Consider the following 13,290-nt stretch of genomic DNA (forward strand, 5'->3'; position numbering starts at 1 on the left):
ATGCCCACCCTGCTTGTGTTGACAGGGTCAGATGGGCGGGAACGAGGCGAAGAACCGGCACAGCTCCCCATCCGGGATTTGTCGGTCCGCAAACGAGAAGCTGCCCTGCTCCTTCATCTCGACCGCCGCCTGCCGGATAAGGCCGTACGTCGCTCGCGCCAGACTGCCGCCGATGGTGATTCTCCTGACGCCCAACGCCGCCAACTGGCTGGCGGAGAGCGCCGAGCCGGACAGGCCCATGACGACGGTGAGCGGGCCGTCGATGGCCTGCACCAAGGCCGCGATCACGTCCGGATCGGAGACGCCAGGCACGAACAGGCAGTCGGCTCCGGCTTCGCGGTAGCGGTTGGCGCGTTCCACCGCGGCGGCGAAGGGATTATCGACCCCCGCCAGATAACAGTCGGTCCGCGCCGTGAGCGTAAAGGGCAGGCCCGAAGCATCGGCCGCTTCACGGGCGGCCCGGATGCGCTCGGCGGCCCGGGCGAGGTCGAACAGCGGCGCGCTCGGCTCGCCGGTAAAGTCCTCGATGTTCCCGCCAACGGCCCCCACGGCGATGGCCTGGCGGATGGTCTCGCCGACCTGTTCCGGCTCGACGCCGTAGCCCGCCTCGAGATCGGCGCTGACGGGAAGGTCGACGGCCGCGGCGATCTGGCCCACGCGTTCCAGCATCGCCTCGCGGCTGACCGCCCCGGCGTAGTCGGGCAGCCCCAGGGAAAACGCGATGCCGGCGCTGGTGGTGGCGATGGCGGGAAACCCGAGCGACGAAAGCAGGCGGGCACTGCCGGCATCCCAGGCGTTCGGCATCAGGAAGGCGCCGCTGCGGCGATGCAGTTCCTTGAAAAGCCGGGCCTTGTGGCGTTGATCCATGGGCTTCTCCTCATCGGGCGTCGGCCCGGACACGGTTGGGACAGGGCAAGAGGCGCATGCGGATCGTGCCCCCATGGCGGGGATGACGCGCTCTTCCCTGCGTCGCAGCATGCCACAGCGCACTTCATGACAGAAGAATCCGGTGCCGCCTGCCGACGAGAGCAGATCCCATATCCACCCCGGAAAAACCAAACGGCCCAGACGGGCCGTTTCGGGTCGCAACGTTGGCCGAAGCCTCAGTCCGCCAGCGTCAGCACCACCGGGGTGTGGTCGGACGGGCGCTCCCACTTGCGCGGGGCCTTGTCGATGACGCACTCGGTGGCGCGCGCCTTTAGCGCGTCGCTGATCAGGATGTGGTCGATGCGCAGGCCGAGGTTGCGGCGGAACATCATGGCGCGGTAGTCCCACCAGCTGTACTGCTTCTCGTCCTGGTTGAACAGGCGGAACGAGTCGCTCAGGCCGAGGCCGATGAGGCGGCGGAAGGCGTCGCGCTCGGGCACCGAGCACAGCACCTTGTCCTTCCACGCGTCCGGGTCGTACACGTCGCGGTCGTCCGGCGCGATGTTGTAGTCGCCCAGCAGCGCGAGGAACGGGTGGCGCGTCAGTTCGTCGGCCACGTAGCGCTCCAGCTCGGCGAGCCAGGCCAGCTTGTACGGGTACTTGGGCGAATCGACCGCCTCGCCGTTGACGAAATAGGCGCAGATCACGCGCACGCCGCCGACGGTGGCGGCAATGACGCGGCGCTGCTCGTCGTCGTAGCCGGGAATGCCCGGCACCACGTCGTCCAGGCTGTGGCCGTCGCGCACCAGGATGGCGACGCCGTTGTAGGTCTTCTGGCCCAGCCAGGCGGCGCGGTAGCCGGCGGCCTCGATGTCGGCCAGCGGGAAGGCGTCCTGGTCCATCTTCAGTTCCTGCAGGCACAGCACGTCGACCGGGGTCTCGGCCAGCCACTGCAGCACCTGCGGCAGGCGCACTTTGAGCGAGTTAACGTTCCAGGTGGCTAAACGCATCGGCAAGGTGTTCTCCAGTCAATCATCGGGAGGGCAAAGGTAACCGCTGGCACGGGCTTCGGCCAACCTTTTTTGGCACGGACCTAGCCCTTGCAGCTCTGGAACAGGTCCAGCTTGGCGTCGTAGACCTGGGTCTGCACCCCCAGCACCCCCAGCACCGAGTGGAACAGGTTGTCCTGCGACCAGGCCTGGTCCTTCTTCGCCGCCAGGCAGCGGGCGTTGACGCCCAGTTCCTTCTGGAAGCCGTCGGAGAACCACATCACTGCCGGGATGTGCTTCTGCGCCTCAGGGGCGAACAGGTAGGGCATGCCGTGCAGGTAGACGTTGTTCTCACCCAGCGATTCGCCGTGGTCGGAGAGGTAGATCATGCCGCTGTTGACCCCAGCGTCGGCACGCAGCAAGTCGATCAGGCCGGACAGCACGTGGTCGGTGTAGCGGATGGTGTTGTCGAAGCCGTTGACGATGTCCTGCTGGCTGCACTGGCTCAGCTCGCTGGTGCGGCACACCGGGGTGAACTGCTCGAAGCTCTTGGGGTAGCGCTTGTAGTAGGCCGGGCCGTGGCTGCCCTTCTGGTGCAGCACGATCACGCTGTCGTGCTGCAGGTTCTGCAGGCGCTCCTTGAGGCCGTCGAGCAGCACGTCATCGTAGCACTCGCCGTCGTCGCACAAGCCCGGCGTCTTGAGGTTGGACAGGTCTTCGTAGGCGACGCGGTTGCACACGCCCTTGCAGCCGGAATTGTTGTCGCGCCACAGGATGTCGAAGCCGGCGTGCTTGAGCACGTCGAGCAGGTTCTCACGCTTGGAGGCGGCGTCGCCGGAATACTTTTCACGCCCCATGCCGGAGAACATGCACGGCACCGACACCGCGGTTTCGGTACCGCAGGAATGCACGTTGGTGAAATTCAGCAGCCCGGCCTGCTTGGCAAGCTGCGGGTTGGTATCGCGCGGGTAGCCGTTGAGCGCGAAGTGGTCGGCGCGCGCGGTCTCGCCCACCACCACCACCAGCACCGTCTTGCGCTGATGCGCGGCCCAGGACGGCGCCTTCTTGGCGTCGGTGCCGAGCGGCGTCACCACCACGGGGCCGCTGTCGGCGACGTGGTGCAGGTAGCTATTGGTGGCCTGGATGTAGTTGCTCGGCGTGACGATCAGGCGCAGCTGGCGGTTGTTGCGGAACAGCGAGGCGAAATCCTGGTAGGCGAAGAACACCACCCCCAGCAGCACCGCCACGCTCACCAGCAGCGTCACCAGCCGCACCCCCAGCTCGCGCAGCGGCGGGCGGTAGGCGATCGGGGTCTTCCACAGCCACAGCGCCGGCAGCACGCCCAGCCCGAGCGCGAACAGGCCCATCTTGACGGTGAGCAGGTCGCGCGTTTCCGCCGGATCGGTCTGGAACACGTTCTGGATCATGTGCATGTCGACCATGATGCCGTACTGGTTCATGAAGTACGTGACGAAGGCCGTGCACACCAGCAGCAGCGTCATCACCGGCTTGAACACGTAGGGCCAGGCCAGGAGCGCCAGCACCAGGTTGAAGAACGCCAGCAGCAACACGAAGGCTTCCGCCAGCAGCACCGGGCCGTGCCCGCCCAGGCCGGCGGTGATGCGGCCCATCTCGTGCCAGAACGGCACGTTGTAGAACACGATCAGCGCCAGCGAAAGCAACAGCGTCATGCGCTCGGGGCGCAGGGGTCGAAACAGGAACATGCGATCTTTATTCAGCAAGTAGAGGAATCGTAGGGTGCCCGGGGCACCCGGAAAGCCGCCATACTAACGCACCTCGGCCGTCTTGGTACAAATACCCCCTATTTATCAGGGGGATGGCGTGTACGATCGCCACAAAAAAGCCCCCGCCACGACGGGGGCCAACAGACACGCCAACCCTGTCCGCAGACAGGGCCAGGGTCTGGTCGCTTGCTGCTCCGGTTGCCCTGAGAGCCTAGCTTAGAGTCGGCCGCGGCGCGGCGGTTCCGGGGCCGGGCGCACGGAACGGCGGCGGGAGCCGTGCCGCGACCAGGACAGCCGCCGCCGCGCGGCGGACGAAATAAACGAGGGCGCGTACGCCCTCGCCTGATCATGCCCTCAGCGGGCGTCGGTGTACGTCAGACCGGCGCGATCTCGACCATGCCGGAATGGCGCAGCAGCGCGTCGATCTGCGGGTCGCGGCCGCGGAAGGCGCGGAACGACTCCAGCGCCGGACGCGAACCGCCCACGGCGAGGATTTCGTTCCAGAAGCGGCGCCCGGTGTCCGGGTTGGCGCCGCCCGCCTCCTCGAACGCGGCGTAGGCGTCGGCCGACAGCACCTCCGCCCACTTGTAGCTGTAGTAGCCCGCCGCGTAGCCGCCGGCGAAGATGTGGCCGAAGCTGTTGGGGAAGCGGTTGTATTCCGGCGGGAAGTTCACCGCCACCTCCTCGCGCACCTTGCCGAGCAGTTCCAGCCAGTTGCCGTGCTCGGCGTCGAAGGCGGTGTAGAGCAGCATGTCGAACAACGCGAACTCGAGCTGGCGCACGGTCTGCATGCCGCTCTGGAAGTTCTTGGCGGCGAGCATCTTGTCGAACAGCTCACGCGGCAGCGGCGCACCGGTCTCGACGTGGGCGGTCATGCCCTGCAGCACGTCCCATTCCCAGCAGAAGTTTTCCATGAACTGCGAAGGCAGTTCCACCGCGTCCCACTCCACGCCGTTGATGCCGGCCACGCCCAGCTCGTCCACCTGGGTCAGCATGTGATGCAGGCCATGGCCGAACTCGTGGAATAGCGTGGTGACCTCGTCGTGGGTGAACAGCGCCGGCTTATCGCCGACCGGGCGGCTGAAGTTGCAGGTGAGGTAGGCCACCGGGGTCTGCAGTGCGCCGTGGCGCACGCGGCGGCCGCGCGCGTCGTCCATCCAGGCGCCGGAGCGCTTGCCTTCACGCGCGTAGAGGTCGAAGTAGAAGCTGCCGACCACGGCGCCGTCCTTGACGATGTCGAAGAAGCGCACGTCCTTGTGCCAGGTCGGCGCCTGGCTTTCCTGCACCGTCACCCCGTACAGCGTGTCGACCACGCCGAACAGCCCGGCCAGCACGCGCTGTTCCGGGAAATACTGCTTCACTTCCTGGTCGGAGAAGGCGTAACGCGCCACGCGCAGCTTCTCGGCGACGTAGGCGAGGTCCCAGGCCTCCAGCGTCTCCATCCCCAATTGCTCGCGCGCGAAGGCCTCCAGCTCGACGCGGTCGCGCAGCGCGAACGGCTTGGCGCGCTGCGCCAGATCGCGCAGGAAGTCCACCACCTGCTCCGGGGTCTCGGCCATCTTGGTGGCCAGCGACAGCTCGCCGAAGCTGGCGAAGCCCAGCAGGTGCGCCTCTTCGCGCGCCAGCTGCAGCTTCTCGCGGATCACCGGGGTGTTGTCGAGCTCGGCCGGGCCGAACTCGGAGGCGCGCATCACGTAGGCGTCGTAGAGCTGGCGGCGCAGCTCGCGGTTGTCCGCGTACTGCATCACCGGCAGATAGCAGGGGAACTGCAGGTTGAGCTTGTAGCCTTCTTCGCCCTCGGCCTTGGCCATCTCGGCCAGCATCGCGATCACATCTTCCGGCAGGCCGGAGAGCTCGGCCTTGTCTGCCACCCGCAGGCTGAAGGCGTCGGTGGCGTCGAGCACGTGCTGCTCGAACTGCGCCGACAGCTCGGCGAGGCGGGTCTGGATCGCGGCGAAGCGGGTCTTCTCGGCCTCCGGCAGCTCGGCGCCCGACAGGCGGAAGTCGCGCAGGTCGTTGGCGATGATCTTCTTCTTGGCGGCGTTGTAGCCGGCGTACTCCGGTTGTTCGGCCAAGGCCTTGAAGCGCGCGAACAGCGCCAGGTTCTGCCCCAGTTCGGTCCAGAACGCCGACACCGCCGGGATGTTGGCGTTGTAGGCTTCGCGCAGTTCCGGCGTGTTGACCACGGCGTTGAGGTGGCCCACCACGCCCCAGGTGCGCGACAGTTTCTCGGTGGCGTCGGTCAGCGGTTCGACGAAGTTGTCCCAGCTCGGCGCGGCACTCTGAGCCGTGAGCCGCGCCACGGTGGCGCGCGCCTCGGCCAGCAAGGCCTCGACGGCCGGGGTGATGTGGGCGGGGGTGATCTCGGCAAAACGGGGCAGACCGGAGAAATCGAGCAGCGGATTCTGGCTCATGGGAATGGCATCCTTGGACGGTTCGGCTGATGGACTCCTCGACAGCGCCTCCGCCGTGCCGGCCGGCAACGCCCTCCACGGACCGTTTCGCCTGTCCCATCAAGGACATGCCATGCCGAAACGGTCCATGCGCGCCGGATCGTGCACGGAAGCTGAGGTTTTGCGAGGAGCCCCTGTATCATAATGATGGTTTTTAGATGAGGACGTTCCGATGAATCGCAATATCCGCCGCTACGACGGCCACACCCCGCAGGTTCCCGATTCCTGTTTCGTCGACCCCTCCGCCGTGGTGATCGGCGAGGTGACGCTGGGCGAACGCGCCTCGGTCTGGCCGTGCGCGGTGATCCGCGGCGACGTCAACAGCATCCATATCGGCGAGGGCAGCAACGTGCAGGACTTCGCCATGCTGCACGTCAGCCACAAGCGCGACGAGGACCCGCTGGGCGCACCGCTGGTGATCGGCGACAACGTCACCATCGGCCACCACGTCACGCTGCACGGCTGCACCATCGGCGACGAGGTGCTGGTGGGCATCGGCAGCACCGTGCTCGACCGCGCGGTGATCCAGCACCAGGTGATGATCGGCGCCGGCAGCCTGGTGCCGCCGGGCAAGGTGCTGGAGTCGGGCCATCTCTATCTGGGCAACCCGGTGAAGCAGGTGCGCCGCCTCAGCGACAAGGAAATCGCCTTCCTGAAGTACTCGGCCGAGCACTACCAGCGCCTGGCGGTGAAACACCAGCAGGCGCTGGACGAGGCCGATGGCGAAGCCGGCTAACGCGGGCTGTAGCTGATGCCGTTCGGCCCCTCCCCGACGGGATGGGTGGCCACTACCTTCCGGCTGGCGGTGTCGATCACCGAGAAGGTGCCGTCCTCGAGATGGCTGACGAAGGCGTAGCCGCCGTCCTGGCTCATGGCCACGCCGTGCGCCCCGCGCCCGACCTGGATGGTGGCGAGGAGCCGGCGCGTGGCCGGGTCGATCACCGACACCCGGTTGTCCGGGGACTCCGCCGTGCCCTGGTTGGCGACGTAGAGCTGGCGCCCGTCGGGCGTGGCGATCAGCTGCACCGGCAGGCGGCCGACCGCGACCTTGCCGAGCAGCCGGCGCTGCGCCCGGTCGATCACGCCCACCTTGTTTTCCGCGCTGAGCGAGACGTAGACCTGCTTCCCATCCGGGGCAAAGCCGACCTGCACCGGGGCGCGTCCCACCGCGATGCGCGCCGTCTCTTCCTGCTTGGCAACGTCGATCACCGACACGCTGTCGTCCTTCATGTTGGCGACGTACAGCTCCTTGCCGTCCGGGCTCAGGCGCAGGCCGTGCGGGTAACGCCCGGTCGGGATCGCGCCGACCCGGGCGCGGCTGGCGAGGTCGAACACCAGCACGGCGTTGGCGCCGGAATCGCTGACGAAGGCGAGCCGGCCCGCCGCGTCGCTCACCACGTGCGCCGGGTGGCTGCCGGCCGGCAGCACGAAGGCCGGCCGCTCCAGATCGGCGATGTCGAACACCAGCAGCTGGCCGGCGTCGCCCGCCGCGGCGTGATGGCCGGCGTGGGCGCTCATGCCCACCGCCAGCAGCCATTGCCCGTCGGGCGTGACCTGCACGTTGTGCGGCGCGATGTCGAGCGCAACGGTGCGGGTGGCGCCGTCGGCCAGGTGCACCGCGCTGATCGAGCTACCGCGTTCGTTGGCGGTGAACACGGTGCCGCTCGGCGCGGCCTGGCTGATGGCGCTGGCCAGCAGCAGCGCGCCGGCCAGCAGGGTGAGTCGGGGGAAAAGCATGCTTGAGACTCCGGCAAGACGGTAAAGGAACAGGGGACAGGCAGGGGCCTGCCACGGCAGACCCCGGCCTGACTGCCGCAGCAGCGGCGACTTCGGACGGATTACGGCCGCGGCGGCATGCGCACGTTCTCGCGGTCCATCATCATCTGCATCATCATCTGCATCATGTCCATGCGCTTCATCATCATGGTGTTGCCCGTCTGATCGCCCATCATGCCCATGCCGCCGCGCGGCCCCATCATGCCGCCCATGTCCTTCATCATGCCCATGCCCTCCTGCATCAGCTTGGCCTGCTCATCCATCAGCTTCTGGCGTTCCTCGGGCGTCTTGGCGGCCAGCATCCGCTCGTGCATGTCCTGCATCCGCTTCATGTGCTCGTCCATCAGGCGGAACGACGGCCCCTGGGCCGCCGGGGGCTTGGGGGCGTCGGGCGCTTTGGCCGCCAGCAAGATACGCTGGCTCGCCGCCGGCGCGGCGTCGGCCGGATGATGGGTTTCGTTGGCCCAGGCGGTGCCGGCCACGAGCGGCAGGAGGGTCGAGGCGGCAACGACAATGATCTTCTTCATGGTGTGACTCCTGAGTGATGTCGGGGAAACAGCAGGGCTTGCGCACCGTGACCGGCCCGGACGGATTGGACGGCCGTGCGCCTCCCGGCCCTGAGGCGGGAAGGACGGTGAAACGGCAGGCTAGTTATTGAAGCGGTGGAAACGGATGGTGGGCGGTGGATCGCCGACGATGGTGACCTGGGCATCGGCAAGGCGCCGGGCGGGCATCGCCAGCGGCAGGCTGGCAAGGCGCATCACGCTACACAGCACCAGGATCAGCATGCCGAGCTGGAAGAGATCGGAGGCTGGCGGCTTCAGCACACCGCCGAGGCTGTCCTCGCAGTGCTTGGCACAGGCCACGCGTGCGCCGGCGTCCGGGGCGGCAGGAACGGCAAGCTGGGCATGGTGCGGGTGCGCCGTCGCCAGCTGCGGCGTCGCCGCGCTGGCCGATGCCGCCGGCTGCGGGGCGAAACACTCGCCCAGCATGCCCGCCGAGAGCGAAAACAGCCATAGCGCGGCCAGCAGGCCGCACAGCAGGAGCAGGTGTTTTCGCAGGAAGAGCATGTCGTCGCCTTGGCGGAGGACTGTTTTCAGCCTAGCAGGCGTGGCGCCGATAATCATTGCGGCAGATCAAGGGGGGACCGCGGGGGCCGTCATGGTCGTGTCATACAGGCACGCTAGACTCAGTCGTCTATCATTGCGGCGCTCCCCCATGACCCTCGTGAAACGCTTGTGGCTGACGGTGCTGTTCAGCGTCGCCAGCCTGATCCTGGTACTGGCGCTGGCCGGCTACCAGCTCACCTCCCTGACCCGCCAGTTCGAGCACTACCGCGAACGCCAGGCGCTTTCGGCCAACCTCAACGAACTGAAGGCCGCAGTGCTGTCGCTGGCGCGCGCCGACCCGCTGCTGCCGGACACCCCGCAGCGCCTGGCCGGCATCGAGGCCAATGTGTCGCGCTTGCGCCAGCGCATTGTCCCCGCCCTGCCCGCCGCCCAGCGTCAGGCCGTCGGCGCGGCGCTGGACAAGCACTGGGGCGAATTCGCCAAGAACCTGAAGAACGCCATCACCATCGCCGAGACCGCGCCGCAGGACGCGCTGTCGATCCCCGAGCAGGCCTACCAGCTGCACATCGTGCCGCTGGTCGAGCTGATCGACGCCCGCTTGCAAGGCGAACAGCAGGCGCTCGGCGGGGAAGAGGCGCGCATGCAGAATGCGCTGGGCGAACTGGCGATCATGGTGCTGGGGCCGATGGCGCTGGCGAGTGCCCTGGTGGTGCTGATCCAGCTGGCGCTGGCGCGCCACCTCAAGCGCCAGCTCGGCGCCATGGCGCAGGCGGCCGACCGCCTCGGCGAAGGCGACCTCGGGGTGCGCCTGCCGGCGCACGGCAAGGACGAGCTGGCGCAGGCATCGGCCCGCATCAACCGTTTTCTCGACCAGCTGGGCAAACTGATCCGGGCGGTGCACGACAATGCCCAGAGCGGCGAGCGGCACAGCCGCCAGGTGCGGCTGCTGACCGCGCAGGTGGAAGAGGAAACCCGGCTGCAGGCCGCCAAGAGCGAGGACAGCCGGCTCGCGGTGGGGCTGATCGCCGAGGCTTCGGCCAACATCGCGCGCCACGTCAGCCACGCCGGCCTCGGCACCCAGGACGCCGCCAGCCGCACCGAGGACGCGCGCCGCGTCGGCGCCGCCAGCGCCGAGGCCATGACCCTGCTGGCCGAGCGCATCCAGCACGCGCTGGCCGACATGCAGGCGCTGCGCCAGTCGATCGGCGACATCTCGCAGATCAGCACGCTGATCCGCGACATCGCCGAGCAGACCAATCTGCTGGCGCTCAACGCCGCCATCGAAGCGGCGCGCGCCGGCGAGGCCGGACGCGGCTTCGCCGTGGTGGCGGATGAAGTGCGCAAGCTGTCGGAACGCACCTCGGACGCCACCACGCGCATCTTCACCACGCTGCAGCAGGTCGAAAGGGCCACCCACACCCTGCAGCAGACCATGGACGAGGCGCGCGGCGCCAGCGCCGAGAACACCGCGGCGCAGCAGACGCTGGGCAGCGCCCTGCTCGCCGTCGACCAGGCACTCGCCGAGGTCAACCAGCTGATGAACGACATCGGCCAGGCCACCGAGGAACAGGGCCAGACCAGCCAGCAGATCCGCCAGTCGGGCCAGGAAGTGGCCGAGCTCGCCGCCGGCATCAACCGCCAGATGCAGGAAATCACTCCGGCCATGGAGCAACTCTCCGGTGCCGCGCGGGAACTCAACCAGAACCTGGCCTGGTTCCGCCTGGACCGACGGGCGGACACGCCCCAGCCGGACGCCGCCCTGGCGACGGCGCAACCGGCCTACCTGGCCGGCTGAAACGACGGCGGCAACAAAAAAACGGGGCGAATCATCGCCCCGTTTTTTTGTTGCCTCGAACCGGCTTACAGCGCGGCCAGCGCCGCGTCGTAGTTGGGCTCGCTGCCGATCTCGGCCACCAGCTCGCTGTGCAGCACGGCGTTGTTCTCGTCCAGCACCACCACCGCGCGCGCGGTCAGGCCGGCGAGCGGGCCGCTGGCCAGCTTCACGCCCAGCGCCTCGGCGAATTCCGGGTGGCGGAAGGTGGACAGGGTGGTGACATTGTCGATGCCTTCGGCGCCGCAGAAGCGCTTCTGCGCGAACGGCAGGTCGGCCGAGATGCACAGCACCACGGTGTTGTCGCGGCCGGCGGCCTTCTCGTTGAACTTGCGCACCGACATGGCGCAGGTCGGGGTGTCGATGCTCGGGAAGATGTTGAGGATTTTCTTCTTGCCGGCAAAGGACGCCAGGCTGACTTCGGACAGGTCGGCCGCGGTCAGGGTGAAGTCGGCGGCGCTGGCGCCTTGGGCCGGGAGTTGGCCGGCGACGTCGACCGGGTTGCCGCGCAGGGTTACGGTTGCCATGGTGTGCATCCTCGAAGAGTTGGGTGGACGAATCCCGTAAGTGTGGGGGAACACGCCAGGATTTCAACCCCGCCGGCAACAAGGTCGGCACTGCGGCCCGACGTAAATAGCCTATTTTCCGGATGGAAAATCCCTGCCCAAGCTGGCATACTCCCGCCCCTTTCACTGGGTATGGGGATGATTTCGATCATTTTCATGACACCCGGCTGTACATATCGTTACAGAACTCAGGACGGCGCCGCTCTACAGTGCCGGACTTTCATCCAAGGCAGACCTACAAGAAACCGGCCACGATCCGGGCGCATGACGGAGCCGTACCACGGCCCCTTCCCAACACACAGACAGGAGAGTCTTCCCTTGAATCACCAGCATTCCCGCCATATCGGCCCGATCGCCCTGATGCTGACCGGCCTCGGCTCCATCATCGGCTCCGGCTGGCTGTTCGGTGCCGCGCACGCGGCGCAGATCGCCGGGCCGGCCGCCATCGTGGCCTGGCTCGTCGGCATGGTCATCATTCTGTCGATCGCCCTGAGCTACGCCGAACTGGGGGCGATGTTCCCGGAATCCGGCGGCATGGTGCGCTACGCGCGCTATTCGCACGGCTCGCTGCTCGGCTTCATCGCCGCCTGGGCCAACTGGATCGCCATCGTCGCGGTGATCCCGATCGAGGCCGAGGCCTCGGTGCAGTACATGAGCTCGTGGCCGTGGCCGTGGGCGCAGGCACTGTACCAGCACGGCGAGCTGAATCCGACCGGCCTCGGCATCGCCGCGGTGCTGGTGGTGGTGTACTTCCTGCTCAACTACTGGGGGGTGAAGCTGTTCGCCAAGGCCAACAGCGCCATCACCGTGTTCAAGCTGGTGGTGCCGGCGCTCACCGCGCTGGCGCTGATCGGCAGCGGCTTCCACAGCGGCAACCTGGGCAGCGCCACGCCGGGCGGCTTCGCCCCGTTCGGCTGGGCCAGCGTGATGACGGCGGTGGCCACCAGCGGCATCGTGTTCAGCTTCAACGGCTTCCAGAGCCCGATCAACCTGGCCGGCGAGGCGCGCAACCCGGGCAAGAGCATCCCGTTCGGCGTGATCGGCTCGATCCTGCTGGCGGCGGTGATCTACGTGCTCTTGCAGGTCGCCTTCCTCGGCGCGCTGACCCCGGCCGACCTGGCGCACGGCTGGCAGGGCATCGACTTCAGCTCGCCGTTCGCGCAGCTGGCGCTGGCGGTCGGCCTGAACTGGCTGGTGATGACGCTCTACTTCGACGCTTTCGTCAGCCCGAGCGGCACCGGCGCCACCTACATGGCCACCACCTCGCGCATGATCTACGGCATGCAGAAGAACGGCACCATGCCGGCGCTGTTCGGCCACATCCACCCGCTCTACCGCATCCCGCGCGCGGCGATGTGGTTCAACCTGGCGGTGTCGTTCGTGTTCCTGTTCTTCTTCCGTGGCTGGGGCACGCTGGCGGCGGTGATCTCGGTGGCCACGGTGATCTCCTACCTGACCGGCCCGATCAGCGCGGCCTCGCTGCGCCGCGCCGCGCCGGACCTGCCGCGCCCGCTGCGCCTGGCCGGCCTGAAGCTGATCGCGCCGTTCGCCTTCGTCTGCGCCTCGCTGGTGCTGTACTGGGCGCGCTGGCCGCTGACCGGCCAGATCATCTTCCTGATCGTGGCGGCGCTGCCGGTGTACTTCTGGTACCAGGCAAAGGCCGGCTGGCCGGACTTCGGCCGTGAGGTGAAGGGCGCGCTGTGGATGGTGCTGTACCTGCCGGCGCTGGCGCTGCTGTCCTACGTCGGCAGCACCGACTTCGGCGGTATCGGCCTGCTGCCGTACGGCGTGGACATGGCGGTGGTGGCGCTGATGGCACTGGGCTTCTACGCCTGGGGCGTCAACAGCGGCTGGCGCACCCGCTACCTGGAGCAGGAGCATGACGCCGCCGCGGTGGCGGCGATGCACGAAGCGTCGCAGGAGAGCAAACGCGCCGGCCGCCTGGCCGGGCAGAGCGCCTGATCTCCTCCGTTTGACAAGCCTGTCATAGCAA

At 67.7% G+C, this 13,290-nt stretch carries 11 protein-coding genes; 3 read left to right on the forward strand and 8 right to left on the reverse strand.

The annotated features are described in order from the left end of the window. Positions 1 to 27 precede the first annotated feature (27 nt). The 4 genes from AC3WG5_RS01165 to AC3WG5_RS01180 all read right to left on the reverse strand — a co-directional run bounded on the left by AC3WG5_RS01165 (position 28) and on the right by AC3WG5_RS01180 (position 6,015). Positions 28 to 867 (reverse strand): isocitrate lyase/PEP mutase family protein, encoded by an 840-nt coding sequence (locus AC3WG5_RS01165; protein WP_492567488.1) that lies wholly within the window; start codon positions 865 to 867, stop codon positions 28 to 30. Between the two features lie 236 nt (positions 868 to 1,103). After that, positions 1,104 to 1,877, reverse strand: a complete 774-nt coding sequence (gene xth, locus AC3WG5_RS01170) for an exodeoxyribonuclease III (protein WP_492567489.1) — start codon at positions 1,875 to 1,877, stop codon at positions 1,104 to 1,106. Between the two features lie 83 nt (positions 1,878 to 1,960). After that, the gene (locus tag AC3WG5_RS01175) at positions 1,961 to 3,580 is read right to left on the reverse strand and encodes a phosphoethanolamine transferase (protein WP_492567490.1); all 1,620 of its coding nucleotides are present in this window, start codon (positions 3,578 to 3,580) and stop codon (positions 1,961 to 1,963) included. Positions 3,581 to 3,975: 395 nt separating this feature from the next. Then, positions 3,976 to 6,015: a M3 family metallopeptidase gene (locus tag AC3WG5_RS01180; RefSeq protein WP_492567491.1), complete on the reverse strand. Its 2,040-nt coding sequence runs from the start codon at positions 6,013 to 6,015 to the stop codon at positions 3,976 to 3,978. A gap of 211 nt (positions 6,016 to 6,226) precedes the next feature. Between AC3WG5_RS01180 and AC3WG5_RS01185 the strand changes: the two genes are divergently transcribed. Then, positions 6,227 to 6,790, forward strand: coding sequence for a gamma carbonic anhydrase family protein (locus tag AC3WG5_RS01185; RefSeq protein ID WP_008952336.1), 564 nt, complete (start codon positions 6,227 to 6,229; stop codon positions 6,788 to 6,790). On the opposite strand, the gene AC3WG5_RS01190 is transcribed toward AC3WG5_RS01185, so the two are convergent. The 3 genes from AC3WG5_RS01190 to AC3WG5_RS01200 form a co-directional block, all read right to left on the reverse strand. After that, positions 6,787 to 7,791, reverse strand: a complete 1,005-nt coding sequence (locus AC3WG5_RS01190; protein ID WP_492567492.1) for a YVTN family beta-propeller repeat protein — start codon at positions 7,789 to 7,791, stop codon at positions 6,787 to 6,789. The genes AC3WG5_RS01185 and AC3WG5_RS01190 overlap by 4 nt on opposite strands. A 101-nt stretch (positions 7,792 to 7,892) precedes the next feature. Beyond that, on the reverse strand, positions 7,893 to 8,357 hold the full coding sequence (locus AC3WG5_RS01195) for a hypothetical protein (RefSeq protein WP_008952334.1): 465 nt from the start codon (positions 8,355 to 8,357) through the stop codon (positions 7,893 to 7,895). Between the two features lie 120 nt (positions 8,358 to 8,477). Next, positions 8,478 to 8,900, reverse strand: a complete 423-nt coding sequence (locus AC3WG5_RS01200) for a hypothetical protein (RefSeq protein WP_492567493.1) — start codon at positions 8,898 to 8,900, stop codon at positions 8,478 to 8,480. Between the two features lie 148 nt (positions 8,901 to 9,048). Here AC3WG5_RS01200 and AC3WG5_RS01205 point away from each other — a divergent pair, with 148 nt between their 5' ends. Beyond that, positions 9,049 to 10,695 (forward strand): methyl-accepting chemotaxis protein, encoded by a 1,647-nt coding sequence (locus AC3WG5_RS01205; RefSeq protein ID WP_492567494.1) that lies wholly within the window; start codon positions 9,049 to 9,051, stop codon positions 10,693 to 10,695. Positions 10,696 to 10,760: 65 nt separating this feature from the next. Here AC3WG5_RS01205 and tpx read toward each other — a convergent pair whose 3' ends face one another. Continuing rightward, positions 10,761 to 11,258 carry a thiol peroxidase gene (gene tpx / locus AC3WG5_RS01210; RefSeq protein ID WP_492567495.1) on the reverse strand — a complete coding sequence of 166 codons (498 nt, stop codon included), beginning with the start codon at positions 11,256 to 11,258 and terminating at the stop codon, positions 10,761 to 10,763. A gap of 357 nt (positions 11,259 to 11,615) precedes the next feature. Here tpx and AC3WG5_RS01215 point away from each other — a divergent pair, with 357 nt between their 5' ends. After that, complete coding sequence (locus AC3WG5_RS01215) at positions 11,616 to 13,259, forward strand: APC family permease (protein WP_492567496.1); 1,644 nt, start codon at positions 11,616 to 11,618, stop codon at positions 13,257 to 13,259. Positions 13,260 to 13,290: the final 31 nt, after the last annotated feature.

It is taken from the genome of Pseudogulbenkiania sp. FW507-F1 (assembly GCF_058781125.1).